Source organism: Thalassobacterium sedimentorum, from assembly GCF_031127905.1.
GTDB classification, from domain to species: Bacteria; Verrucomicrobiota; Verrucomicrobiia; order Opitutales; family Coraliomargaritaceae; genus Thalassobacterium; species Thalassobacterium sedimentorum.
Genome location: NZ_JARXIC010000027.1, coordinates 1 through 24,991, shown reverse-complemented (window position 1 = coordinate 24,991; position 24,991 = coordinate 1). Strand labels below are relative to the sequence as shown.

23 protein-coding genes are annotated in these 24,991 nt (G+C 46.2%); 18 read left to right on the top strand and 5 right to left on the bottom strand.

What is annotated here, in order from left to right; all coding sequences use genetic code 11:
• The first annotated feature begins 177 nt into the window (after positions 1 to 177).
• The 14 genes from QEH59_RS14235 to QEH59_RS14170 all read left to right on the top strand — a co-directional run bounded on the left by QEH59_RS14235 (position 178) and on the right by QEH59_RS14170 (position 15,522).
• The gene (locus QEH59_RS14235) at positions 178 to 762 is read left to right on the top strand and encodes a C40 family peptidase (RefSeq protein WP_308986046.1); all 585 of its coding nucleotides are present in this window, start codon (positions 178 to 180) and stop codon (positions 760 to 762) included.
• Positions 763 to 1,015: 253 nt separating this feature from the next.
• The gene (locus QEH59_RS14230; protein ID WP_308986045.1) at positions 1,016 to 1,786 is read left to right on the top strand and encodes a hypothetical protein; all 771 of its coding nucleotides are present in this window, start codon (positions 1,016 to 1,018) and stop codon (positions 1,784 to 1,786) included.
• A gap of 81 nt (positions 1,787 to 1,867) precedes the next feature.
• Complete coding sequence (locus QEH59_RS14225) at positions 1,868 to 2,857, top strand: acyltransferase family protein (RefSeq protein WP_308986044.1); 990 nt, start codon at positions 1,868 to 1,870, stop codon at positions 2,855 to 2,857.
• A 95-nt stretch (positions 2,858 to 2,952) separates the two neighbouring features.
• The gene (locus tag QEH59_RS14220) at positions 2,953 to 4,386 is read left to right on the top strand and encodes an MATE family efflux transporter (RefSeq protein ID WP_308986043.1); all 1,434 of its coding nucleotides are present in this window, start codon (positions 2,953 to 2,955) and stop codon (positions 4,384 to 4,386) included.
• A gap of 10 nt (positions 4,387 to 4,396) precedes the next feature.
• Positions 4,397 to 5,083, top strand: a complete 687-nt coding sequence (locus QEH59_RS14215) for a sulfotransferase family 2 domain-containing protein (RefSeq protein WP_308986042.1) — start codon at positions 4,397 to 4,399, stop codon at positions 5,081 to 5,083.
• On the top strand, positions 5,076 to 6,392 hold the full coding sequence (locus QEH59_RS14210; protein WP_308986041.1) for a hypothetical protein: 1,317 nt from the start codon (positions 5,076 to 5,078) through the stop codon (positions 6,390 to 6,392). Before QEH59_RS14215 ends, QEH59_RS14210 begins: the two co-directional genes overlap by 8 nt.
• Positions 6,393 to 6,580: 188 nt before the next feature.
• Positions 6,581 to 7,831, top strand: coding sequence for a glycosyltransferase family 4 protein (locus QEH59_RS14205; protein ID WP_308986040.1), 1,251 nt, complete (start codon positions 6,581 to 6,583; stop codon positions 7,829 to 7,831).
• A gap of 101 nt (positions 7,832 to 7,932) precedes the next feature.
• Entirely contained in the window at positions 7,933 to 9,009 is a 1,077-nt protein-coding gene (locus QEH59_RS14200) for a glycosyltransferase family 4 protein (RefSeq protein WP_308986039.1), read from the top strand.
• The gene (locus tag QEH59_RS14195; RefSeq protein WP_308986038.1) at positions 8,994 to 10,031 is read left to right on the top strand and encodes a glycosyltransferase family 4 protein; all 1,038 of its coding nucleotides are present in this window, start codon (positions 8,994 to 8,996) and stop codon (positions 10,029 to 10,031) included. Before QEH59_RS14200 ends, QEH59_RS14195 begins: the two co-directional genes overlap by 16 nt.
• Positions 10,032 to 10,043: 12 nt before the next feature.
• Positions 10,044 to 11,099, top strand: a complete 1,056-nt coding sequence (locus tag QEH59_RS14190; RefSeq protein ID WP_308986037.1) for a glycosyltransferase — start codon at positions 10,044 to 10,046, stop codon at positions 11,097 to 11,099.
• Positions 11,100 to 11,117: 18 nt separating this feature from the next.
• Positions 11,118 to 12,227: a glycosyltransferase family 4 protein gene (locus QEH59_RS14185; protein WP_308986036.1), complete on the top strand. Its 1,110-nt coding sequence runs from the start codon at positions 11,118 to 11,120 to the stop codon at positions 12,225 to 12,227.
• Positions 12,228 to 12,248: 21 nt separating this feature from the next.
• Positions 12,249 to 13,382, top strand: a complete 1,134-nt coding sequence (locus QEH59_RS14180) for a glycosyltransferase (RefSeq protein WP_308986035.1) — start codon at positions 12,249 to 12,251, stop codon at positions 13,380 to 13,382.
• A gap of 22 nt (positions 13,383 to 13,404) precedes the next feature.
• Complete coding sequence (locus QEH59_RS14175) at positions 13,405 to 14,661, top strand: glycosyltransferase (RefSeq protein ID WP_308986034.1); 1,257 nt, start codon at positions 13,405 to 13,407, stop codon at positions 14,659 to 14,661.
• Between the two features lie 120 nt (positions 14,662 to 14,781).
• On the top strand, positions 14,782 to 15,522 hold the full coding sequence (locus tag QEH59_RS14170; RefSeq protein WP_308986033.1) for a glycosyltransferase family 2 protein: 741 nt from the start codon (positions 14,782 to 14,784) through the stop codon (positions 15,520 to 15,522).
• A gap of 337 nt (positions 15,523 to 15,859) precedes the next feature.
• On the opposite strand, the gene QEH59_RS14165 is transcribed toward QEH59_RS14170, so the two are convergent.
• The 3 genes from QEH59_RS14165 to QEH59_RS14155 form a co-directional block, all read right to left on the bottom strand.
• Positions 15,860 to 17,302 carry a sulfatase family protein gene (locus tag QEH59_RS14165; protein ID WP_308986032.1) on the bottom strand — a complete coding sequence of 481 codons (1,443 nt, stop codon included), beginning with the start codon at positions 17,300 to 17,302 and terminating at the stop codon, positions 15,860 to 15,862.
• 101 nt (positions 17,303 to 17,403) lie between these two features.
• Positions 17,404 to 18,480 carry a GntR family transcriptional regulator gene (locus QEH59_RS14160; protein WP_308986031.1) on the bottom strand — a complete coding sequence of 359 codons (1,077 nt, stop codon included), beginning with the start codon at positions 18,478 to 18,480 and terminating at the stop codon, positions 17,404 to 17,406.
• Positions 18,481 to 18,691: 211 nt separating this feature from the next.
• Positions 18,692 to 19,567: a hypothetical protein gene (locus QEH59_RS14155; RefSeq protein WP_308986030.1), complete on the bottom strand. Its 876-nt coding sequence runs from the start codon at positions 19,565 to 19,567 to the stop codon at positions 18,692 to 18,694.
• A gap of 208 nt (positions 19,568 to 19,775) precedes the next feature.
• Between QEH59_RS14155 and QEH59_RS14150 the strand changes: the two genes are divergently transcribed.
• Genes QEH59_RS14150 through QEH59_RS14135 form a run of 4 tightly spaced genes read left to right on the top strand, consistent with a single transcriptional unit; the run spans position 19,776 to position 23,483 of the window.
• On the top strand, positions 19,776 to 21,173 hold the full coding sequence (locus QEH59_RS14150; protein ID WP_308986029.1) for a glycoside hydrolase family protein: 1,398 nt from the start codon (positions 19,776 to 19,778) through the stop codon (positions 21,171 to 21,173).
• Positions 21,170 to 21,736 carry a hypothetical protein gene (locus tag QEH59_RS14145; RefSeq protein ID WP_308986028.1) on the top strand — a complete coding sequence of 189 codons (567 nt, stop codon included), beginning with the start codon at positions 21,170 to 21,172 and terminating at the stop codon, positions 21,734 to 21,736. Before QEH59_RS14150 ends, QEH59_RS14145 begins: the two co-directional genes overlap by 4 nt.
• A 6-nt stretch (positions 21,737 to 21,742) precedes the next feature.
• Positions 21,743 to 22,375: a type II secretion system protein gene (locus QEH59_RS14140; protein ID WP_308986027.1), complete on the top strand. Its 633-nt coding sequence runs from the start codon at positions 21,743 to 21,745 to the stop codon at positions 22,373 to 22,375.
• Positions 22,376 to 22,379: 4 nt separating this feature from the next.
• Positions 22,380 to 23,483, top strand: coding sequence for an oligogalacturonate lyase family protein (locus QEH59_RS14135; RefSeq protein WP_308986026.1), 1,104 nt, complete (start codon positions 22,380 to 22,382; stop codon positions 23,481 to 23,483).
• Here the strand turns inward: QEH59_RS14135 and QEH59_RS14130 are convergent, their stop codons facing one another.
• Together QEH59_RS14130 and QEH59_RS14125 are read right to left on the bottom strand one after the other, a co-directional pair.
• Positions 23,484 to 23,666, bottom strand: coding sequence for a hypothetical protein (locus QEH59_RS14130; RefSeq protein ID WP_308986025.1), 183 nt, complete (start codon positions 23,664 to 23,666; stop codon positions 23,484 to 23,486).
• A 234-nt stretch (positions 23,667 to 23,900) separates the two neighbouring features.
• Positions 23,901 to 24,506, bottom strand: a complete 606-nt coding sequence (locus QEH59_RS14125; RefSeq protein ID WP_308986024.1) for a class I SAM-dependent methyltransferase — start codon at positions 24,504 to 24,506, stop codon at positions 23,901 to 23,903.
• Positions 24,507 to 24,991 lie beyond the last annotated feature (485 nt).

The window sequence follows — 24,991 nt, the reverse complement described above, 5'->3', positions numbered from 1 at the left end:
TCAGCGCCATTCAAGCCCCCGCCACCGCGGGGGCTTTTTTTGGGTACCTCTGAATCAGTTCAGTGCTCCCTGATCATTCTGCAAAAGTGCGTCAGCGTCCGCTATCACGTATCCGGGCGGTTTATTCACATTAATTAACGGTTCACAAATGTGGCATTATAGACTGTGCTGTCGGGCATGCGTTACCCCAATATTCAAACAGGTGATTTATTGCTGTGTTCGGGCAGTGGTTGGTTCTCGAAAATGATCCAGGCGGCCACCCGGAGTCGCTGGAGTCATGTGGCGCTGGTGCTGCGCTTGGATGCCTTTGACCGGATCATGTTACTAGAAAGCGTGGAGCCGATCGGTGTGCGCACCGTTCCACTTAATCAATATCTGACTAACTACGATCAGCAGGGGCATGCCTATCCGGGACATATGCAGATTATGCGGCACCGCGATTTTGCGCGTCAGGTCGCGCCAGATGCTCTCGCGACCTTGGGCCGTTTTGCAGTCGATCGCTTCGGTTATCCCTACGATAGCCAGCAAATTGCTGAAATCGCGGCCCGAATCACCCTAAATCGCATGGCTCCTGAGATGCTCGACAGCCTGCCCAGCTGGCCCAGTGAGCATCAGGAGGCTTATATCTGTTCAGAATATGTGGCTGCCTGCTATCGCCAGGTGGGCCTGAGCGTCGAGGGCGAGCACTTCGGATTCGTCACCCCTGCCGACTTTGCCGAGCACCCAGCCATTGAATGGGTCCAAAACCTGCCCACTCGCTGAAGAAGTAGTCATAGCTGACTTCTTCGTTTTGTTCAAAAAAACTTGAACAAAACGAACTTTGCCCGCAGCCTAGCGCGGTCCATGTATGGACTCCCCTCTATTTTAGTATATTTCGTGGCTCGCTCCCCGGCGTGACCAATGGCGGTAGCGTGCTGCGGGGCAGGGGTGTTCGTTCGGTCCGTTTTATTTTTTTAGCGATCTTAAGCATGTTGTTTTTTTATTATTCATTTGGACAGTTAACTAAGGAGGGGGTATGAGTCCTATCATTATTGCATGCATAGGTGGTTTGAGGTCTGGTTCGACAATGCAGTTTGGGTATGTTCGAAAGGTTCTTGAAGCCTCGGGAAATTCCTACCGTAACATGAGTTATGTGGCCTGTGAGGATTGGAATCAAATTGTCGAGGCTGCTACAGAGCAGCACGACTATGTCATCTTTAAGTCACACGATGTTGAGATCTTGGAAAAATTAGTGGATCTGGATCGAGTTAAGCCGATTTACATTCAGCGAGATATACGTGATGTCTATTGTTCCATGAAAGAAAAATGGAACGTTAATGTGGATCATATTGAGTCGATTGTTGAACAAGATCGACAGAATTATCAAAGGCTTCGTGGGCGTTCAGAGATTCTTTTCCAAGTCTATGAGGAGTTTTGGGAATCTAAAGAACGAGGTATTGATGAGATTCAAAATTACTTAAACCTTCGGTTGGATGCCCAGGCCCTCAAGCAGGTAATACATGAGGAACATGCTCCTGATAATTTAGGTGCGCGGGTTTTTAGAGTTGCGAAGCAAATCTCTAGGAAAACGCAAAACCTACCCATTTTTAATTCTGATCGAATACAACCCTTGAAGCGGAAAGTATATGAATTTCTGATACGAAAGTCTGTTGATCCTGAAACTCAAATACACCCTGATCATTTTTCAAAGAGAAAAGGAGCTCCAGGTGCTTGGACTGAAATGCTTGATGATTCTGAGCGTGAGGCTTTTGAAGAAAATGGTGTCAGCTGTCATATCGAACTGTAAGTATACTGATTTATATGATAATGATTATTGTAGTTAGGGAATGCTACAGACTATTATTGTTCATCGGATAAATTGCTTTTTATGAGAAATCAGTTTGTAGATGGCTTGAAGGGGGTAGGCATTTTACTTGTTGTAGTTGGGCATGTTTTACAGGCAATATATGGATCTGCTGCGGATGCGTTAAATAACACAGTTTATGTGGCTATATATTCGTTTCATATGCCATTGTTCGCGCTGCTTAGTGGGTATTTTGCGAAGAAGAGTTTTGAGACTCATGAATATATGGAATTGATCTTTTCTCGCTCTTTTCGGCTTTTAATTCCATTTTTAGTTTGGGCAGTAATACTATATTTTCTGCATAAAATGCTCATAGGCGAATATTATAAGGTTGTACTTGCTCCGTTGGCTGCTATTAAAGCAATTATCTATCCAGTGCATGCATTGTGGTATTTATGGGTATTGTTATGTCTTCATGTATGTGCAGTTCTTTGGTCTTATTCGCGATGGATTTTTTTTGCTGTAGCTGTATTTATTTGTCTCATTAGTGCCGCTGGAGATATTGATCATTATTTTGGCCTGCGATATGTTCAATGGCTTTTCCCCTTTTTTATAATTGGGTATTGGTTTTCAATTATAAATTATAGATTCAGCCTTAGAACCATTGTGATCTCTTTTTTATCTTTAGGAGGACTTTGGGCGTTCCTTTTGCCGTTTTACACAGCTGATCATTTTATATATTCAACAGGATTGTTTTATCCTGATATCAGTATTCTCAATGAATTGTTATACAGATTTGGAATTGCGATACTCGGCTGCGCTTTTTTTTGTGCATTTTATCGAATAGTTTATTTGTACTGTCCAAGGGTAGGTTTTGTTTTTGGATTCTTGGGACGTATATCTTTGCGAATATATGCATTACATTTTTTTGCACTTGTGTTTATTCCTTTCATTTATACAGGCTCGGTGACATTAGTTAGTGTAACTATAATTACGGTAATTGTATTACTATTTTCGTTGTACCTAAGTGCCTGTATTCCGCAAGCGATGAGGCGAGTCTTGTTTGGTGAATAAGATTAGGTAAATCGATTTTAGCTGCTAATTTTTTTATGCTCTCTAGGACTCGACTTCGAAAAGGTGTTTCCAGGAAGAAGGCAACTTCGATTGGAATGATTACGACTTGGATCGATCAGTTTGTATTGATTGTTACAGGCATCGTTTTAGTTCCGATGTACCTGAAAGCATTTGGTGATCATATCTATGGAATATGGTTGGCTACTGGGGGTGTGATTGCATGGGTTGCAATGTTTAATGTCGCTACGGTTTCAGGACAACGCTCCGCTGCGGCCTGTGGAGCAAAAAAATTCATTCGTGCAATTACGTATTTTTGGAGTGGTCTAGCTGTTAATTTCATTCTTTCGTTGATCCTTTTGCTGACCGGTAAGTTAGTAATCTTAGCATTACTTGACATGTGGAAATTGAGCCATGTCGAGCTTGAATCATTGAGTCGCGCTTTGAACTATTGTCTATTTGCTATGATGGTGCAGATGTGGGTTAGTGCCTGTGCTCCTTTTTTGCAAGCTATGCAACGTCCAGAATACTTGCTTTACGCTCGGCCACTCATGGCAATCGTGCAATTAGGAATCTTATACTGGGGAATTCGTATGGGGTGTGGTGTCTGGATTATTCCATTAGCTTTACTATCGCGTAATATGATTTTGGCGATTTTTTCTGTTATACCTTCGATTTTAATATCATTCTCACTTTATCCGAAGGTGATTATTTCAAAAGTAGTTTTATTAGAAGTATTTAAGGTTACGCCACAAGTGATAACTGGTAATGCAATCAGCTCATCTGCCACAAAACTGTCACTATTTATTATAGCATTTTATATGTCGCCAGCATGGGTCGCGGCTTATGATATCACGTTACGACCAATACAGTTTATAAACACTGTTATTCATCGTATATCAGTAGTTTTAATTCCCAGTATGTCGCATTTAATTGGATCTGGGGATGTGGTAAAGGCACAACGTATAATGAGATTTGCTTTAATGGTCACAGTCGCGATTACCTTAGTCGCTTCTATTGGTTATGTTTCTTTTGCTGAATCTTTTATTCGTTTATGGGTTGGTAGTGCACGATATGCTGGGGATATTGTCGTATTTACTGGTGGAATTGGATTATTGTTTCTATGTATTTCTCAACAATTAGCAACATATGTTCATTCATCTAATGGAGTTGGTTATGCTGCAATTATCGGTGCCTGTGGTGCAGTCGTATCGTTGATGTGGACTTTTATTGTAGTGTTTTTAGGACTTCCCGATTTTGTTCCTTTAAGTATGGTTTTCGCATCAGCTCTTGTGGCTTGTCTGTCCATTACGTGGTTATTACGAGTGAAGGGGTTTCGAATTGTGAAGCTTGGACAATGGGGGATTCTTTGCGGTGTTGGTGCGATAGCTTTTATTATTTCCTTGTTGTTAGATTTGAATGGGCTTGCGACTGATTGGATGAAATTTAGCTTTGAAGTTCTCATCTTTTTATTTGTATCAGCCTTAATCATATTGCCATTGATCTGGAAGTTTAGGTTAAGCGTTAAATAGATAAAAAATTGTGGCTTATTCTCGTAAAAATAAATTATTATTCATTCACATCCCTAAGAATGCGGGGAAGTCGGTTGAAGTTGCTTTAGATCTCGTGCCTAAGGAATTGGTTTTGAGTCCTCGCTTTAGAAGTATTTTGAATCGATTTTCCAAATTACTATTGAAATTGACGAGTAATGAAATGCCCCGGGAGATTTTATTTGGCCCAATTGATTATACACTTTGTGCTCAGCATTTAACTTATGCGGAGATTGAGATGTTGAATCTGATTAGTAATGATCAGCTTGATGACCTCATTGTATTTTCAATTGTTCGAAATCCATATAGTCGAGCAATTTCTACATACCGTCATTTCTGTGGAAATCTTGATTTGTCTGAGTTTAAAGATTTCTGGAGCCGAAGATTTGAACTTATCAACGACCACAATAAACTAGCTCATCTTCGGACGCAAAAGAGTTTCTTGGTCAATCCTGACGGTAGGATCGCGGTTCCAAATCTATTACATTTTGAGACTCTTGAGAGTGATTTACGTGATTTTTGTCAGAGTTATTCGTTGAGTTTTGATTCGTTGCCTAAATTGGGGCAGGCACATCGTATTGATTATCGAGAATTCTATGATGATGAAGCTAAGAATCTGATATCTGTAATTTTCGAAGATGATTTCGAAGCATTTGACTACGATTTTGATTATGAATAGAAGTAAGATACTAAAATTTTATGTTTTCCTCGTAGGTTTTGGCTGGGCATTGGAAGTGGGGCTGATTGGACGATTTTCGTTGTCTGAGGTTTTGATGTATTTAGCCCTGCCAATACTTTTTTTTACAAATTCGAATTTTGTATGGAATAGCACTGCAGTAAAAAGTGCCTTATTACTTGGTGTTTTTTGTAGTGCCGTTATTGTTTCTGATTTAGTCAATACCAATTATTTAGCATTCTTCATGCGAGGGTTTGCTCGACCTATAGCTTTGGGATTAAACTCATTGTTTTTTGCTTTAATACTCGCGCGAAGTCAGCGGCTATTAATTCCATTTTTCGTTGGTATGTTACCCGGAGCTTGTGTTGGATATTTTCAAAGTAGCGATTTTGTTGAGTATGGTCTTCGGGGAGGGTATGTGTATTTTAGTGCTAAAGTGCAGCCTATCTTATTTGCGTTAAGTATATTGCTTGGGATTTTTGCCTATAGAATTAATCGGTTGCTTTCCGTTTTTATATTTTTAGCGGCAGCGATTGTAGTCGCTGTCTATGGATCTCGAAGCGGTTCATTTGCTTACTTTATGACTTCATTTACCTTGTTATATACATGGATTGTTAAGGGACAGAAACGATCTAAGCTAGAGTTGAGTTTCTCTTTTATGCTTAAAACTGCTTCGGTTATTATTATTGCTTTTTCATGTGTGTATTGGGCATATTTATATGCTGCACCGCGTGGATATATGGGTGTGTTGCAGCAATCTAAGTTTTATGATCAATCAGAGACTCGGTTTGGGGTGACGCCATTAGGTTTGGTGGCTGCTGGTCGTACTGAAGTTGTCGCAGGCGTTTTGGCTGGTTTGGATAATCCAATCTGGGGGCTTGGATCTTGGCCTACGATCGGTGACTATGTTATAGAAGCGATGGATATCGCGGGTGAGCCTGTTTCGGATGAGATGTACATGTCTGTTTTTCAGCGTGCTGGTGGACACTCCATTATTGTTGGCACTTGGTTTAACAATGGGTTGTTCGCAGTATTATATTGGTTATTTCTAGTCTTTTTAATGTTGAGAGTGCTTTTGTTATTTATTCGTCGAGACAACATCCTGACACCAGCGGTTATTCTTATTTTCTATGAGTTAAGTTGGGCATTATTGTTCTCTCCATTAAACCTTAAAGGCCGCCTATGGGTTGGGATATTTACCGGTTTAGCAATATGCCTGACTGACAAACGAGGTCCCTTGGTTCCAGAGTCTGATTTCGCGATGCTATCACCGTTTTCCAAATTATATAAACGTCGTACGTTTTGGAGATGACGTTGTTCTGCATCGTTTTTTAGTTCGATTGACTTACATCACCTGAATAGATCGAATCTATATCGACGCCAATATTCGGGCGATCTTATGGCCGATTAGAATCGGCGTCATAAACTGTTCAGATTTAGTCTAAAAATAGTAAACTAGTGAGCGCTGCCTTTTATTGCCATTAAGGCTAACTATTATATATGAAACCAAAAGTTGTGATTTCTACCGGGGTCGGCCGCCTTCACTTTGTGGAGACAGTGGAAAGTTTGCCGGCGGGGCAAGTTGATTGCTCAGTTATTTCTGGTTGGGTGCCATCTAAGAGTATGATGGTCATTTTAGGTTGGCTACCGATTTATGGGTCGAATCGGAGCTTAGCCGATCGCTTAAAGCCACGTCTTCGTTTTTTGAAAACCGGAGCGCGAGTACATAGTTTATTCTTACCAGAGTTTGAGAGATTATATAGAAAACTACTTTCTAAAATTATTGCTACGGATGATCTTGATACCGCGACGAAGGTTTGGGAATTATTTGGGAAGCAAAGCATTCCATTTCTAACAGGTGATATTTTTCATACTCGTAGTGGAGCCGGGCAGGGGGGAGCCATTGCAGCGGCTAAAGCTAAGGGAATGAAGGTTATTGTGGATCAAAGTTTGGCGCATCCAGTTGAAATGGAGCGTAATCTAAAGGACCTGTATCATGCGCACGGCATACATTTTGAGTTGGGACCAGATAAAACTTTTTGGCAACTTGTTTTAAAAGACTGTGAAGAGGCTGACATTCTGTTGGTTAATTCAGATTATGTTAAGCAAAACTTCGTCGATTTAGGATATGATCCAGAGAAGATCAGAGTGTCGTATCTTGGAGTGCGTCAGGATTTTAAGGGGTTGAAGCAGGATTATGCTTTAGCCGAAGATGGCGTGCTGAGGCTTCTCTTTACGGGGGGATTTGGTTTGCGCAAGGGAGCCAACGTTATCATTGATGCTGTGCAAGAATTGGAGCAACGCGGCATTCAGTGTCGTGTTGAAGTTGCAGGCAACGGTATTCAAGGGCAGGCTTTGCTTGAGGCCTATCCAGATAGTATTAAGCAACGTTTCACTTTTCATGGTTTTATACCACAAGATGACTTAAAAGCGCTGCTTCAGCGCGCTGATATGTATGTTTTTCCGAGTTATGCGGAGGGATGTGCTAAGAGTGCCGCTGAAGCGATGGCTGCGGGATTACCTGTGATTTGTACTAAAGAGACTGGAATTCCTAGTTCTGAGGTTGAAACACATTGTGTAGTAGAACGCGGTAGTGTGAGTGCACTGGTGGATTCAATTGTGGATCTAGCTAAGAATGAGTCGCGACGTCGGGAAATTGGATTAGCCGGGGCTGTCTTGGTTGCAGAGCGCATGACTTGGTCTAATTATGGACAAGAGTTGGTTGAATTATATCAGGAACTCACAGATTAACTCAGTGGTAGCCTAAACAGGGCAGGGACTTTTTAGTGAAGATTTGTTTTATTACATTCGGAAATATAACTGATTGCGCGACATTGAAGCGTGCCACAGGGATGGCCGAACCTTTGATTGCGCGTGGGCATCGTGTATATATTGTGATTGAAGACACCGCTGATAATCGTGCACGACTGTTGCTTGAGTGTCCGAATGCAATCCCTTTATTTTGCGAGCGACTTGATCGTCGGGCGGATCGCATACAGCGTCGTGATTTAGCATCCTCGGTAGATCCTGATGTTGTCTGGATTTGCGGTTTGGGCATTCGGAATTGGGTTAAGTTCCGCCATGGAAGGCATCGGCCCATCTGCATGATGGATCATGTGGAGCTTTTTTCAGGAATTAAACGGCAAGGGGGCTTACGAGCTCTGTGGGATGCTGCAGTGGAGTGGGGGGCCTTATTATCTTTTGATGCGCACATTTGTGCCAGTCGCTATCTGGATAAACTGTTTGCTCGGCGACTTGATCTTTTACTGCAAAAGAAGCCGACTTTCTATTTCCCCTATGCTTATGGTGAACAGATGGGAACGGTTGATTCTGGCTTATTGAGTCAGCTTTCACAACGTTATTCAGGTAAGAAGGTTTTGCTCTATATGGGGAGCTTCTATGAGAATTATGGATGTTTTGATATGTTGGATGCGGTGCGTCAGCTTGCCTTGATTCGAGATGACTTCATTTTTCTGATGATGGGGGGAGGGCCTCTGAAAACGGAGTGCCAAGGACTCGTCGAACAAATCGATTTGAAGGGGCGCGCTGAAGTATTAGGTTATATTCCCGAAGAAGAACTATCGACTTGGTTCTCCTTGGCTAATGGCTTTATTTGTCCTTTGCGTGATACGGTACAGGATTGGGCTCGATGCCCGAGCAAACTCTATATGTATTTACCCTTTGGTAAGCCAATCGTGACATCTCCGATCGGTGAAGCTAAAGATTTATTAAAGGAAGACGGTTTCTTCTATCCGCCTGGAGATATTGATCAGTTGTCTCAAGCGATGGGAAAGGTTTTGGATTTGGAGAATTGGGAGCCTCGTTCGGATGCGAGTTTACATAATTGGAATCAACGGGCAGACGAGTGGTTGACTTGGGTGGAAACGACTTATCCACATTTGAAGCGTTCAGTATGCGTACAGACATAGCAGTTGCATGGAACGGCTTGCCCGCTTACGCCGCTCGTTTAATTCGAGCTGCACAGGATGATGTTGGTTCTTTCCCTGTCCTTGGAACGCGACCTACAGTCCCAATAGAAGGTATGGAGGCGATTTTGGGGCAATCCATTCATTGGCTGGATGCAGATAGTTCTCCTACATGGAAAAGCCTCGGATTGCCTGTGCCTAAAATTTATTTCCAGACCGGTTGGGGGCACTCTCCACTGAATGCATTGGGTGCTGAAGTTCGGAATGCGGGCGGTCAAGTTATTGGAATGGTCGACAGTTTTTGGAATGGTAGTCTCAGGCAAATCGGCGCCTTGCTACTCTTTCGTTTGAAATATAGAAAATGGTATAGTGCATTGATGGTTCCTGGTCGACGTTCGCGTCGATTTTGTCGTGCGCTCGGCATGCCTGTTTCACGTATTTATACTGGAATGTATGGAGCCGACTCAGAGCTCTTTAACTGTCAACAACCTTTATCTCAACGTACTAAGCGTTTTCTTTTTGTAGGGCAATTGATCGACCGGAAAGGAGTTTTGGAATTGGCGGAAGCTTATTCTGCTCTCGGGGGGCTTTCCTCTGGATGGACACTGACTATAGTAGGTGAGGGGCCGCTGAGGGCTAAGTTAGAACAATTTGGTGATATCGACCTTCGCTCTTTTACACAGCCAGATTCAGTTGCTGAGTTACTGTCGGATACACGATGCCTAGTGCTACCAAGTAAATTTGAAAGGTGGGGGCTGGTCGTGCACGAAGCGGCACTTGCTGGGTGTCAGTTGATATTAACGGAAGCCGTTGGATCTTGGCCTGACTTATTACGATCCGGAGAGAATGGTTATCTTTGTCACAGCGGTAGTTTGAGTGAGTTAAAAGGAGCCTTAACGTATATGATGAATCGTAAAGACTGTGCTGGTCAGCAAGCTACTGCTGTGTCGAAGCAATTGGCCTCTCAGTTTGGGCCTAGAGTTTGGTCTACTACTATGCAGGATATCCTGACTGCTGAATCATGAAGGAAATTGTATATGGAAATTTGTGAACATAAGATCGCTGTGGCTTGGAATGGTTTGCCCGCATATGGGGCGCATTTGGTAAAAGCTGCACGTATCCGTTTAGGATATGACTTTCCTGTGGTTGGAACTCGTCCGGATGTGCCAATAGAAGGTATGGAGCACATCTTGGGAGGCGGGCTTTACTGGGTGGAAGAGAATTGTCGTCATTCTTGGGCGGAACTTGGATTAGAGGTTCCGCGATTATTTGTGCATACCGGTTGGCGCTACCCACATTTTGTTTCGCTTGCTGATGAAGTGCGAGCGGCTGGAGGTAAGGTTGTTGGCATGTTTGACAACAGCTGGAAGGGGAATGTTAGGCAATGGGTGGGAGCGGTATATTTTCGTCTCTTTTTACGGCATAAGTTTTCGGCTGCCTGGGTTCCGGGCCTATCTGGTAGAAAATTGGCACGTAGGATAGGTGTTCATTCGCAGCGAATACATGAAGGTTTATATGGTGCGAATCCGAATGTTTTCCAGTGTAAGGTTCCGATTTGTGAACGACCTAAAAAGATACTGTTCGTTGGTCGATTGATTGATCGTAAAGGGATTGTGGAGCTGCTGTCTGCTTTTGAAGTACTTCGTACAGAACATCCAGATTGGCAGCTTGAAGTAATCGGGAATGGTCCTCATGCGGAGCTGTTGCAAGGACGCGAAGGAGTTAACGTTAAGCCGTTTTGTCAGCCCGATAGAATTGCCATTGCGATGAATGAGGCTCGGGTACTCGCCCTTCCCAGTCACGAAGAACATTGGGGATTGGTGGTGCATGAGGCGGCTCTTTGCGGCTGTGCTTTGCTGCTTACCCAGGCAGTTGGCGCTGGAGCTGATTTAGTGAGATCTCAAAATGGAATCTGTGTGGCGAAAACCTCAGTTGAACAACTTAAGCAGGGGTTAGAGCATGTGTACGCATGGGCGCCTGAGCAGTGGACGCAAGCTTCAGAGCTTAGTGTTGATTTAGCGCAGGATTTTGGACCGGTTCGATGGGCTGATGAGATGTCTGAGTTCGTCAGAAAGTTTTTAAAAGTGGAATAAAAAGGGATTTTTATAGTTATGAAGATTGCAGTTACATCTGTGATGGGGGACCCTAGGAATCCCGCTACATGGTCGAACGCTCCAGCTCATTTAATCTATGAGCTGGAAGCATTAGGTGTTACAGTTGTAGCGCTGGACAGCTCACCTTTAACGAAAGCGCAGAAAGTTTACTTTGCCTTAAGAACATATCTGCGAGGATACCCAGTTCGAGAAGCCGCTCGTTTTAGTGACCTTCGTTCCTTTCGTGGTCAAAGAGTCGCCAAGTGCGCACGGGAATCTGGGGTAGATCATATTTTATGCACGAGCACAATGGATGCTCCCAGCGAATCGAATTTACCCTATTCTCTATGGATTGATAATACTTGGGATCTTTATTGCTCCAGTGCGTCTGCACCGCGTTGGAGTGGTTCAGCTATTAAGCAAGTCGAACGCTTGGAAAGAACTGCTCTGACTAGAGCTGAGCAAGTGCTGACATTTTCTGAGCATGTTAAGCGTAATGTGATCGAGCATTATGGAGTCAGCCCAGCAAATGTACATGTTGTGGGGTGTGGTTCTGGACCTTTGCCAGCCTTTACTGGAGAAAAAGAATTTACGACAGGTCATATGCTCTTTGTTGCTAAGCATTTATTTGTTAAGAAAGGTGGTGAATTAGCACTTGAGGCTTTTAAGCTGGTGCAGGAGAAGCGTCCTGAAACACGTTTTGTAATTGTGGGGGATGATGCATTGGTGCAGCGAGTTACTGGCATCGATGGAGTTACAGCCTATGGATATTTGAGTCGGGAAAAACTAAACCAGCTTTTTTATGATGCAGCAATTTTAGTGCAACCGATGGCCTCGGATCCGTGGGGGCAAGTCTATTTGGAAGCGATGAAAGCTCGTGCTGTGGTGGTGAGCCTGAATGTGGCTGCTGTCCCAGAGATTACCGATGAGGCACGCCTTGGGGTATTGGCTGAGGAAGTGTCACCTGAAGCAATTGCTGAGGCAATACTGTCTATTTATGCTCGTCGACAGGAAGATCTGGATGCGATGACTCGATCTGCACAAGCACGTGTTCTTGATTTATATGAATGGCCGATTGTGGCACGACGCATTTATGATGCTCTTAGTTCGTCTGTTGAAGATAGATGATATACTCCTGTCGTAGTTTTTATGAATGATTGCATACAAGTAGGAAGTGACCTATTAACTAATAAGGGAGGTATATATCAGGCGTGTAAGGATTATTATTCTGCCCTCGATGGTCGTATTCTTTCAATTACAGATCCTCAGCAAAGTTTGGATGGAAAAGATGCCTCGGTTGCTTATTTTATGACTGGTAAGAATCCTATGAGTCGTTTGAGCGGTTATATGCCGCATCAGGAACGAACACGTTTTTATCAGTGCTTGGCTGAAGGGCATTCTGCTTTATTTTTGCACGGTTGTTATCGTTTATCTGCTCATTATGTAATGACTGCATCGAAGCAAAAAGGAACTCCTTATGTGTTTGTTCCTCATGGTGGTTTGGACCCATGGGTTTTTACTTATCGTCGTGCAGTCAAGCTCATGTGGATGCGTATGTATGGGCTTCGGATCTTACGTAATGCGGATACTGTCTTGGCGATGACGCGCAATGAAATGGCGAAAATTCAGCGTTTTGTCGGTGTCTTGCCTAACCAGCGAGTGATCTATCTCCCTCTGGATATTAATGGCTGTAAGTATACCAAGGACCGTGCTGTAGTTCGAGCTGAGCGGGGTATTCCACTCGATGCCTGTGTATTGTGTTATCTTGGACGTCTACATCATATGAAGCGACCTCAGGAAACTATCGAGGCTGTGTTGGCTGCATCAAATAATATACATTTGGTCGTTGCCGGTCCTGATGATTCGGTGACTGCTGAATCGTTAAAGCAGTATGTGGATAAACACGATGCTCGTGATCGAATTCATGTGACTGGGCCTATTTATGGTGATGAAAAATATAATCTTCTGTCTGCCTGTGATGCATATATTAGTTTATCGCACCGTGAGAATTTTAATTATACAGCCGCTGAGGCCATGGCGATGAGCCTTCCAGTTATTCTTTCGCCGGGGAATGATTTACAAGGGGAGATTCTCGACGCTAATTGTGGCTGGATGTTGGATTCCTTAGATGCATCGACTGTGAAAGAATCTCTGCTGGCATTTGAACAGACGAGTCCTGATGACTTACTCCGCAAAGGTAGCAACGGTAAGCAATGGGTGCTAGACCATCTTACCTTTGAGCATTTTCAATCTCAACTACAGGAACTCGTTGGCTCACTTTGATTAAGAGGACGGCACTTGCCACATGAAAGTCTGGTTGGTAAATATTTTTGACGCTATGGCGGGCCATGGCGGGCAGTGCGGGCGTATGGTGAGTATTGCCCATGCATTTGCTGACGCGGACTGTGCGGTCACTTGGTGGACATCTGATTGGGATCACGGGCGAAAGTGTCGGCGTGAGGCGTCCGAATTTTCGGGGCATCCCTGGCAGACTCAGGTGCTGCCGTCCTTGTCTTATCAAAAAAATATCAGCCTACGTCGCTTCTACAGTCATGCCCGGTTTGCTCGGGATTGGAAGCGTAAGGTGCGGGCGGAGCTGGCATCAGGATCGCTTGCAGTGCCGGACTTGGTGGTGGTGAATCTGCCACCGCCCTCGTTGGCGGCTGCTGTGGCTGAGATGAAGGCTGAGCTGGGCTTCACTTTGATTTGCGACGTGCGGGATGCCTGGCCGGAGAATTTTTCGCAAATTTTGCCCTTTTCGCCGGAGTGGAACCGGCGTGTGGGCGGCTGCTTATTTCGGCCACTGGCTGCAGCGGCGCGGCGTGCCTATGCTGCAGCGGATGGATTGAGTGCTGTATCGCAGGATTATTTGGATGTGGTGTCCAGCTACCGCGCGCATGAGGGAAGGGTGTTTTATATCGGTTGCCCGCCTGAGCGTTTGCTTGAGTTGCCGATTGCGATGGATACCAGATGCGCGGAGGGCACCTTGAAATTGGTCTATATCGGTAGTCTTTCCGCGAGTTATGATTTAGCCACATTGATTGAGGCTCTGCGAGAAGAAGTTCTGCGCTCCTTGCCGATTGAACTTCATTTCGCCGGCTATGGTGCACTGGCAGGGCAATTGCAGGCATGGGCACAGGATGCTGGGCTTACGGAGCAAGTGCATTTTCATGGGATGTTGGACTGGGGCGCTCTGCGCGCTTTGTTGAACCAGTGTCATTTGGCGATCAATGCCGTGCAGCCAGAATCACGGATTGCGATGCCCAATAAGGTCGGGGATTATTTCGCTGCGGCGCTGCCAGTATTGCACACCTCGGCGCAGGGTGAGCTCGCACAGCTTCTGTCTACACATGACATGGGGGCCAGTTATCAGGCCGGACAGAGTGCTTCGCTGGCGCATGTGATTTTAGGATATGCCAAGGATCGTCCTCGCTTGTTGCGTCAATCAGTGAACGCGCGGGCTTTCGCTGAAGCGCAGCTGGATCGACGCGAGATTTATCCTAAATTCGTGAAGTGGGCGCTGGAGCGAGGGGAAGCTAGAAGTTTGAAGGGCGCAGTCTGAAACTTCTGCAGTGCTGCCTCTCAGGTTTCAGCTTTCAAGTTTCAGCCCTCCCTTTCGCTCCGTAACTTTGCGCTTGGTGCCGGGGGGACTTTCGCTTTGTCTGCGAGGATGCTTTTTTCGGTGATCACGGTTTCCTATAATAGTGTGGCGACGATCCGCTCGGCCGTGGACTCGGTGCTGGCGCAGACGGGCGTGGAGCTCGACTATATTGTGATCGACGGCGCGTCCCAGGATGGGACTGTCGACTTGCTGCGCGGCTATGGGCCGCGTATTCAGCAATTGGTCAGCGAACCCGACGGGGGGATTTATGATGCCATGAACAAAGGAGTGGCCCGCGCGCGTGGCGAAGTGGTGGGCATTCTGAACAGCGACGATTTTTATGCCGACTCCGAGGTGTTGTCGGCAGTGGCGGCGGCTTTTGAGGATCCGAGCGTGGATTGTGTGTATGGCGATCTAGACTACGTGGATGCGGTGCAGACGGATCAGGTGGTGCGGGCTTGGCGCTCGCAAGCGTATCAGGCGGGTGCCTTTGGCCGTGGTTGGCACCCTGCGCATCCGAGCTTTTTTGTGCGGCGTGCGGTTTATGAGCGCTTGGGTGACTTCGACACCCAGTTGCCGATCGCAGCCGATTATGAATTTATGCTGCGTGTGCTGGAGCGAGCGCAATTGAAGTCCGTGCATATACCGCAGGTATTGGTCAAGATGCGCACAGGTGGGGCCAGCAATGCCTCACTCAAGAATATTGCGCAGGCGAACCTCCAGTGCTGGAAAGCCTGGCGACAGAACGGACTCGGACTTTCACCCTTACCCGTCATTCGCAAGCCGTTCTCTAAGCTGAAGCAGTTGAGGACGGAGGGATGAGGGGGGGGGGATGAATGATGAATGATGGATGATGGCGGAGGGATGAGGGCGGAGCGCTGATGGCGAATGGATGATGGCGGAGGGTTGACTCTGTCGCCCTGTCCGACGCCGTTGGCGTGGACGTCGCACGAATGAATGACTGGTTCGGGAAAACCTGGAAAAGGAAATCCTATCAGACGTATTTTTTAACCGCTTATCACCGCTTATGGACCGCTTATCCAAACATACGCAGAAAAAAACAAATGAACACGAATCATCAGCGTATAATAAGCGGTCTCCAGCTTCGCTGGAAATGTAGAGTATTAGTGCGGTTGAGCGCTCTAAGCCCATGTGTTGTTTACCAGTTTGCTTGTCTCTGCGGTAAGGGATCGACAGTCCATGCCATACGTCGACAGAGGCGATTTAGCATATCCGCTTTTATGGATCCATGCTTTGGGGAGCTCCAGAGGTTGATTAACTCGTCTGGATCTTCTTTTAAATCATATAATTCGCCGTTATCTAGGGAATGCCAGGCTACTATTTTATAGCGTTCGCTGCGAAGCATTGTGGCGTGGGCTGGGGGGGCCTTATGCCCATTCATGGCATTATAGTATTCACAATATATATCGTCACGCCAAGTTGAAGTTGCTTCTGCTTTTTGCTGGAGCAAGGGCAGCAGTGAAGAGCCTTGCATGCCTGGCTCTGGATGGAGTCCCGCGGCTTCAATTAAGGTAGGTGCTAAGTCGACGAGTTCGACCAGCGAGATACAGTTTTGTCCGTTGATAGCGCCGGCAGGCCAACTCATGATGAGTGGCACGTGTACGGATGGTTCATAGAAAAAGGGGCCCTTCAAGTAAGCGCCATGATCGCCGAGGAGTTCGCCATGGTCTGACATGTAAATAACGATGGTATTTTCCCATTGTTCAGTGCGCTTGAGTGCCTCTAGCATGCGACCAACTTGTGCATCGATAAGGTCGCACATTGCCCAATATGCGGCACGTACAAGACGGTGGTCACGTTCGGTCATTGTGCTATAGTTAAAGCCACTTTTCCCTGCGTAGGCACCTTGGTGATCAATGCTTAACCAAGGTGATTTTGAAGTTAATTCACTTTCTTGGTAGTTGGGCAAAGGGATTTCATCGAGGCGGTCTAGGTAGCGTTGTAAATATGCTTCCGGTGGATCGAATGGATGGTGGGGGTCGAATATGTTTACGGAAAACAGCCATGGTTGGCTGCTATGCTGTTGGGCTTCTATGAACTCAATGGTTTTGTCTGCACACCAAGTTGTTTGATGTAATGCGGCGGGCATGCCTTGGTTGACATGGGGGCAGTCCTTGCGTTGGGGGGTGTGATATGAGTGCCCTTTTTCGGCTAGCCATTGGCTGTACTCGTTGGCCTTCCAGTCTGGTGCCGGATGATGGGACCAGTGGAAGTTATGATAACCATCATCGATGCGTGGCTCGTGTTGGAAATGCTTCCAGTGGCAGGCTGAAATGTGAAGTTTACCTGCTAGTCCGCAATGATATCCCGCATCTGCGAGAACTTTGGTGACTAAACGTTCTTCAGCGGGAATCGATTGACCGTTCTGGCGACAACGTGTCGTACGAGGATAACGCCCTGTTAGAAAGCTTGCACGACTGGGGGTGCAAACCGGGTTTTGGCAATAGGCGTGTTCAAAGAGAACACCATCGCTGGCTAAAGCATCCAATACAGGGGTTTGTACGAAACGATTGGAGTAGCAACCCAGGGTATCGAAACGTTGTTGGTCACTGCAAATCCAGAGTATGTTAGGTTGAGGCATTGGCTGTATACTGGGCTTATAGAATGTTTCTGGAAGTTATCAGCGTTCTGATGCTTTTGAGCTTGCTTGGCTGACTGAGGGGGGCGCTGAACGATTTAATTTTATATCGCAAAATTAGATGGTGGTGGAGCGCTTGATTCACGCACGGTTATATGGCAAGGCATACGTACACCAAAACTTGGTGAAGTATCACCGGCGAAGCGTTCTTTAATGACTTTAATTGTCGAACGCCCCCAATCATCGACTGAGAGGCCTACGTCGGTGATTGAAGGCACGCTCCACTGGTTTTCAATTTTGCAACCAAATGTGCCAAGGCTACATTGAGTGGGAATGCTGATGCCATATTCGTGAAAAGCTCGTAGAGCCGTGAGGCCCCCATTTTCACTGGCTGTAAGTAAGGCGGTAAAGGGGAGCTTGGTGTGGTGTGTGGCTAGGAATTTTTTGAGGCCGATATAGGCTTTTTCTGCGCTTAGCTCTCCTTGTTTGGCGTGACAGTCAATTGTAATCGGTGGTGGTAATTTGAGCGTTTGGAGCACCTCATTCAAAATTTCTTTTCGTTGTAGGATTTCAAATAATGGGGGTTCATTGACTAGGAACCCAAACTGAGAATGTCCAAGTTGCTTGAAGTGCTTTACCAGGCTTAGAAATATCTGCCGATCATTTCCTGTTACAAAATCGGTGTCGTACTCTCCAGGTTCGCGTCCGAGAAAGACAACAGGTACGCCCTGTTGTAGGATTTGATCCAGGAAGCCCATTTCATTGACGACGACATCTTGGTTGACTACATGAGCGCAAGCGCGTGGTTCATTGATGATCGTTTCTATTCCGAAGTCATGTCTGCGCGTCGATAAATACCAACCTTCCGCTTGCACTGCTTTATGCAGAGATACTTCTTTGGCATCATTGTTTCTAGATGGACTTCGACTACGATGGTAAACGATGTAGCGCATCGAGCGTTGGTCACTGACGTATATGCCACTACCTTGACGTCGCACGACTAGGTTTTCGTCCTCGAGTTGCTTAATCGCCAGAATGACGGTTTGCATACTTAAGGAATAGCGCTTCATGAGTGCTCGCACCGAGGGGAGGCGAGTCCCGCTTGCAGCCGTATTAATTTTTGTTTTTAAGCATTCAGCGAGTTCCGTATATTTATAGCTGCCATTCTTTTTCGCTTTCATTGGAGGGCATAAAAAATGGCTCGTGGGTAGAGGATTGGGCATGTATAACACTGTTGGTTAGACATGGTGTGGTGCAATATTTTGTTACGACTCATGCGTTGATTGAAAGCAGGTATATCGGCTGTCAGGTTTGCATTTGCTTAGACTCTGAAGGATTCAAGGTGCATCGTTTTGTGTGAGGCTTTTGACTTCTTCAAGGTATTGATTCGGATCAATCTGAGGCTCGGCGACGATTTAAGCCCAGTATTAAAAGCGCGGATAAGCCGAGCAAGATTGTTGCTTGTGCTGGCTCGGGTATTAATGCGACTTGAATGTTATCGACGGAGAATCCGAGACTTGAACCGTCTGGGGTGGCGAGGGCGCCAAAGTGTAAGAACGCACCATCATTTGTACTGTTGGCGCGATAGCCTAAGGCGTCGCTGGTATAGTTATTTGTGCCATCACTGATATTGACATTCCAGGCTTTGTTTTCGGGGTCGGAATGCACCATAAAGGTATACGCAGTTCCTTGATCGGCCGATACTTCAGTATTGATGGCCTCGGTGACACCGCCTGATCCGTTACCATTGATGATCCACCATGTCGTGCTAGATGCATCATTGTACCTCGCCTGAATAGCCCAAGTATTATTTAAGTCGGTGCCCGATGCGGCGCCCCCAACTCGATTGAATATAAAATAGCGTTGAGTTGTATCGGTCAGCGCAATATCCATACGAAAATCGAATTGATACTGAATTGGCGCGGCGGTGTTGATGGAGCTGGTGCTGAATTCCCGTGATATAGTACCTTGGCCTGTGCCACCGACTCCTGTATAGTTAAGATTTACATTCAGGTAGTTGCCGCCGGAGTTGAGCGGATCCGTATCCTCTACGGTATTGGTGAAACTAGTGAGACCATTGCCAGTTAGGTCTTGCCACGGGGCCGCCCAGCCGTCACCGGCCATGCCAGTGTATGCATCGACGGCTGAAGTTGTGTTCCCGTCGTCGAAGTCTGCTTGGATGGGCGCGGCTGAGAGTCGCTGGATCTGAAAGATACACGCTGAAATGAGTATGCAGTGAATTAGGGTGCGGGGTATTGTTGTGTTCATGCCGATGAATTTACATGGGTATATATTGCTCGCCAGCATATTGCTGCATAACCAGAACAAAGTGTTGTGAAACAGTTTGTTCTGTTTTGAAGGCATTTTGCCTGACTCACCATGGGATTTTGCTATTGAAGTAGATATGTCTTGTTTCCCTTCCCCCCGGCGAGCGTTCGCTTGCGTTCTCATTTTATTAATAAGCCTACCAACGTTTGTGCAATCTGAGGAAGAAGGTGCAATGTTAGTAGGCGTATGTGCTACTTTACGACGTTGGGACGATCCCGCGATTCCCGCAATGATTGCAAAGTCCGGTATTTCTTGGATTCGTAGTGATTACTATTGGAAGGCCTTCGAGCGAGAGAAGGGGATCTATCAGTTGCCAGATATATACTCCAAGTGGATTGATCGCGCGCACGCTGTAGGGCTGAATCAGGTGGCAATATTCAATGGTTCAAACGCTTTGTATGCGCCTGACATTTACGACCCGGATGCGTATGCTCAAGCGGCGGCGGCATTTGCAAAAGCTACCGCTGGCAAAGTGCAGGTGATTGAAATCATGAATGAGCCTGCAAACTTTGGTTTCACTAAGCATTACGGTGGTAGCTGGAATGGCTATGATGAGCGATTAGAGCAGCAACAAGATTGGGTCGAACAGTATCTGATTCTGCTTAATAAGGCTGCAAAAGCAATCAAGGAAGTGAATCCAAATGTGAAGGTCATCGGACTCGGCAGTGTCTCTCCGGTGAATATTAGGCAGATTAGGATGGGGGTGGCACCTGAAGTTGATGGTATCGTTGATCATCCTTATAGCTTTCGTTTCCCTGCGGAGGTCATTCCTTTTAATGACAGCCCTGAGATCCAACGACGCGACGGTATTGTGGTCGCTGATAAGGCTGGGTCTTTCGCTTCTCTAATTGATAACTACCGTCAGGTTAGTGATGAGTTTGATGGTCCGCCTGAGCTTTGGCTGACTGAATGGGGGTGGCCAACTTATCATGAAGCGGAACCTGGAAAGTTTATGTATCCACCTGTGACAGCCAGAACGCAGGCAAAATACACCGTGCGTCGCTTATATGAGTGCCTCGGGCTTGGCGTGGACGCGACGTTTATATACGCTTTCCGTGACAATCGTGAAAACCCATATCATGCTGAAAGCAATTTCGGATTGGTGCGACCTAATCTAGAACCTAAGCCAGTGCTTAAAGTTGTCGAACGTTTTATCGTAGACACAGAGGGATATCGTCCACTGTTAGAAGACGCAGCTGTTGCGGTCACTGTGTTTCCGAAAGCAAACCGACCAGATGAATATCCCATCGTATGGGATGGGGCCAAGCTTCAGGCCTTGGGGAAAGTGCTTGTTTATAAATTCAGCGTCTCAGATGGTAGCACGGCTATCGCACTTTGGTCGGCCACTCGCGCATCGGAAGAGCTTGCTCATATGATGGCTGATGTAGAAATCGAAATGCCTACTTCCGTTGAAACGATCACTGTTCAAGACTCCATGACCGGTGAGGAGCGCGCGCTTCGATTCGAGAAACACGGGGGTCGTATAATGCTATCTAATTTGAGTCTCCCTGATTACCCCATCATTCTTAACCTTCAAAGCCAATGAGTATGTTTTTTACCCCACGTCTCTTAAGCATGGCAGTGCTGTGGTTGTCCGTTTTTTGTATTTACTTGGATGCTGAAGAAGCGCCTGAGAGTTTTAATATATTTGCGTCTGATGCTCACTGGATATTTATATCAGGCGCAGAATTTCCGCCTGGAGGTCGCGGTCATTTTACGCTGAATCTCAATGCGGAGACCGCAGCTACGGGCGTTTTAAGCTTTGATTTTCGTCAAGGTGGGAAATATGTGGGTGCTGAAACGAAGGTCGCAATTCCTGCTGGTTATCAAGAATTGCGAATGCAGGTGAAAGCGGATCAACAGCTCACTTTAGGATTACGTCTGAAAGACAGTACGGATCAGGTTCATCAATGGCGTATGGTCTATTCGAATCATGGGGAGTGGCAACCGGTGCGCGTGCGCTTTCATCAAGCTGCGCCAATTCATTTCGGTGGAGCCAAGGACGGTGTGATCCATTATCCAATTCGACGAATGCAGTTACTAGTGAATCGTCGTGGAGTTACTGAGCCAGGGGAAGTTGCATTTACTGCCTTTGAAATCTTACCTTAAATATCAATGATGAATCGATCCACTAGCAGGGCATTTACCCTGATCGAATTATTAGCGACAGTGGCGATAACCGCGATATTGCTGTCTATTTTATTGTCTGCATTTGGGACGGTTCGGTCTAAGGTTGAGATTGTAAAAAGCGTCTCTAATTTACGTCAAGTTGGGATGTCTATTCTGACTTATGCCGGTGAGCACAACAATACACTTCCGAATCTGACGGAGGCAGGTAAATCTAATGTCGTGTCCAAGGACTTGATGGATCCTTACCTTGATTACGATAATGAAGCCTGGTTCTGTCCGATTATGGAACAAGTGGAGGTGAATGCTACAGATGCGGTTCGAGGCCGTTATAAATACTCATGGCGGCTCACTAATTTTAATGATGGGTGGAGAGATCATGTTGACGCGATTAGCCTGTTAAATGTGGTTAATCCTTCTGAAGCCATGGTTGCTGCAAACCTCAGTGCTGGTATGAGGGGTGGCTATTGGGATGGGCATGCACATGTGCTGTTTGCCGATGGTAGCGTTAGGCGTGTTGAGGATTCAAGCTACCTCGGTGGAGCTTTAAGTGCGAGTGAGGGCGTCAGTCGTCAATACCTACAACTTCAGCAGGGAAAGCTGCGAGGCTACGATTTTTAATACTATGATGGAGCACCTCTCTACAACACCTACATTAATTAGCGATTGGCAGCAGAACCGCTACTTAACTTACCCTCATTGTAATGGCTTTAGCAGGGATGGAGAATCAATTCTACTAGGACAATTACGAGCGAATTGTGCTGGCATCTATCGGAGGCATTTGGTCTCTGGAGACATACAGCTTTTGGCCGAATTTGATTGCCCCGCGATTGGTTGGATTGCCTTTGATGTAGCTTTGGCTGCGGATGTTGTCGCAGTGATTGTTGACCAAAAATTATGGATTCTCGATGTATATGGCAGTCATCAACCTCGTTGTATTTATGAATTTGATATCGCGCCACTCGCTACATGGGATTTTCTGGAGAAAGGCCTTCAGCCGATTCCAAGTATCAGTAAGGATGGACAGAAAGTTATCGTAGGAGTGACACTGGAGTGGGGCACACGTGTGCTTTGTATCGATGTGACTACGGGAAGTGTCGAGCAGTATATTGAAAAACCTTTTTGGTTAACTCATGCACATTTTTGCCCTCACCAAGAAAGTTGGATTGGATTTTGCCATGAGGGCGCTGCTGAAAGTATTCATGATCGTGTTTGGGGCTGGCACGAATCACTTGCTCCAGAGGGGAGAGTCTTATTTAATCAGAAGGCAAAACAGAACGGGGAAAGTCTCTGTGTGGGGCACGAGCGTTGGTGTTTTCATGAAGCGACTGCATTAGTCGTCGCTTATGGCCGGGGAATTAGCCCATTTGGACCTTGTGGCCTATATCGTGTGGGGCCTGATGCTAAAGGCCAGGGAGAACTCATTCGTGAATCTGATCGCTACTGGCACTGTAATATATCTCGAGATGGACGTTGGGCTGTGGTGGATACTACAGGCCCATATGATGCTGATGGCACTGGTTGGGACAATTCAGAGAAAGTCTCTGATGTTTTGGCGATTGATATAGATACTGGAGCGGAGCGTTGGTTGGCCCGCAGTCGGCGCAGTCGTCAACAAACATCACACCCACATCCAACATTTAGCCCAGATGGCTCGACGGTTTTTTATAATCAGGCTTCGGACTGTGGGCGTTATTGTAGAGTGTTATCGGTTCCACTTAAGCTTTAATTATTGAAGTTCTTTTGGCGCGGACTGCGCAGGAATTTCTTTGATTTTAGAATAAGAGAGGGAATCGATGTCCGAAAACACGGAATCAAAAAAATAGCTTCCTATGTCAAGCCCTTGAGAATCGTAAAACCAGCGACCTTTGGCAAGGTCTTCAAGTGCTGACGAACGAATTTGAATTTTCATTCAAACTCAGCTCTCAATTTTACCTTTGCTTGTGAGTTGTTTAATTTGTTCGGCTGCGATCATACTTGTAATCAACGGAAGTTCATTGTCCGGACAATATTTCTTTTTGTCGAATGAGATGAAAGGGGGGATTGAAAAAGGAAATTTAGAACCGCAGATGCACGCGGATATACGCAGATAACAAAAATGAATCGGCGTTGATCTGCGGTTAGGAAATTGCACCGGTGTCTGTTATTATAGTTCGGTTTCTGCCTCTGCTGAGGCGCGGTAGATGCAGATTTCTTTGTCGCCATAGTAGGCGATTAAAATGGCGTCCTCGCTGGCGACGGACTCGAAGAGTTTGAGCATCATTTCTTGCTCTCCCGGCCAGGGATAGACGAAAAAGACGTCGATTTCGTCGAGCCCGATGTCCATTTCCTCATAACGGGCGGGCTCGGACTGATGGCCGAAGCTGTCGTCGGGCACGATATCGGTGCCGCCGATGTGTTCGTAACTGATATAACCTTCGGGGATGTAGCTGGTGTTGATGAATTCGGCACCGGTTTGGTGGGTGGCTGCTAAAGACTCGGCGATCTGGACCAGGCCTTCTTCCAGTTCGATGCCTGTGGCTTCGTAGCCGAGCTGGGCGGCGAGGCTGGTGGCCACGCCGAAGCCGCTGCCCCATTCGATAAAGCGGTCGCCGAGCGCGAGACCTTGGTCACGAACGTGTTTGAGCGCTGCGTAGACTTGAGCGGGCTCGCTGGCCACGTAGCGGGGGTAGCGCTTGTTCAGTTTTTGGGCCCAAAATACATGCCAGCGCTGATCGGCATCGTTGATCAATGTGGCAAAGGGCTCGGGCACTTCCGGGCTTTCGGGTTGGTAGTCGAGGAGTTGAGCTTGGTTTTTGATAATGTTTTTAGCGTGAGTGGGAGAAAGTGTTAGTGAGTGCTTAGAGAAGTTAATACCGACCTATTTTTAAATCACTATTTTTGACGTTTTTTAACCGCTTATTACCGCTAATAGACCGCTTATCTTGCAACGCTGCTGGATGAATCTGCGTGTGAGAGGTTTCTTTTTATAAGCGTGTCATAAGGGGTGATAAGCGGTTCCCGACGTAGTCGGCTCTGCGTTTGAGTGGGCTGGGCTGACTCTGATGTTTTTTTAACCGCTTATTACCGCTAATGGACCGCTTATCTTGCAACGCTGCTGGAGGGATCTGCGTGTGAGAGATTTTATTATAAGCGTGTGATAAGGGGTGATAAGCGGTTTCCGACGTAGTCGGCTCTACGTTTGAGTGGGCTGAGTCTGATGTTTTTTTAACCGCTTATTACCGCGAATGGACCGCT

Excerpts from the sequence above, each read along its gene's own strand:
- QEH59_RS14235 (WP_308986046.1), top strand. The coding sequence starts at position 178 with ATGCGTTACCCCAATATTCAAACAGGTGATTTATTGCTGTGTTCGGGC.
- QEH59_RS14230 (WP_308986045.1), top strand. The coding sequence starts at position 1,016 with ATGAGTCCTATCATTATTGCATGCATAGGTGGTTTGAGGTCTGGTTCG.
- QEH59_RS14225 (WP_308986044.1), top strand. The coding sequence starts at position 1,868 with ATGAGAAATCAGTTTGTAGATGGCTTGAAGGGGGTAGGCATTTTACTT.
- QEH59_RS14220 (WP_308986043.1), top strand. The coding sequence starts at position 2,953 with ATGATTACGACTTGGATCGATCAGTTTGTATTGATTGTTACAGGCATC.
- QEH59_RS14210 (WP_308986041.1), top strand. The coding sequence starts at position 5,076 with ATGAATAGAAGTAAGATACTAAAATTTTATGTTTTCCTCGTAGGTTTT.
- QEH59_RS14205 (WP_308986040.1), top strand. The coding sequence starts at position 6,581 with ATGAAACCAAAAGTTGTGATTTCTACCGGGGTCGGCCGCCTTCACTTT.
- QEH59_RS14200 (WP_308986039.1), top strand. The coding sequence starts at position 7,933 with ATGGCCGAACCTTTGATTGCGCGTGGGCATCGTGTATATATTGTGATT.
- QEH59_RS14195 (WP_308986038.1), top strand. The coding sequence starts at position 8,994 with ATGCGTACAGACATAGCAGTTGCATGGAACGGCTTGCCCGCTTACGCC.
- QEH59_RS14190 (WP_308986037.1), top strand. The coding sequence starts at position 10,044 with ATGGAAATTTGTGAACATAAGATCGCTGTGGCTTGGAATGGTTTGCCC.
- QEH59_RS14185 (WP_308986036.1), top strand. The coding sequence starts at position 11,118 with ATGAAGATTGCAGTTACATCTGTGATGGGGGACCCTAGGAATCCCGCT.
- QEH59_RS14180 (WP_308986035.1), top strand. The coding sequence starts at position 12,249 with ATGAATGATTGCATACAAGTAGGAAGTGACCTATTAACTAATAAGGGA.
- QEH59_RS14175 (WP_308986034.1), top strand. The coding sequence starts at position 13,405 with ATGAAAGTCTGGTTGGTAAATATTTTTGACGCTATGGCGGGCCATGGC.
- QEH59_RS14165 (WP_308986032.1), bottom strand. The coding sequence starts at position 17,302 with ATGCCTCAACCTAACATACTCTGGATTTGCAGTGACCAACAACGTTTC.
- QEH59_RS14160 (WP_308986031.1), bottom strand. The coding sequence starts at position 18,480 with ATGAAAGCGAAAAAGAATGGCAGCTATAAATATACGGAACTCGCTGAA.
- QEH59_RS14155 (WP_308986030.1), bottom strand. The coding sequence starts at position 19,567 with ATGAACACAACAATACCCCGCACCCTAATTCACTGCATACTCATTTCA.
- QEH59_RS14145 (WP_308986028.1), top strand. The coding sequence starts at position 21,170 with ATGAGTATGTTTTTTACCCCACGTCTCTTAAGCATGGCAGTGCTGTGG.
- QEH59_RS14140 (WP_308986027.1), top strand. The coding sequence starts at position 21,743 with ATGATGAATCGATCCACTAGCAGGGCATTTACCCTGATCGAATTATTA.
- QEH59_RS14135 (WP_308986026.1), top strand. The coding sequence starts at position 22,380 with ATGATGGAGCACCTCTCTACAACACCTACATTAATTAGCGATTGGCAG.
- QEH59_RS14130 (WP_308986025.1), bottom strand. The coding sequence starts at position 23,666 with ATGAAAATTCAAATTCGTTCGTCAGCACTTGAAGACCTTGCCAAAGGT.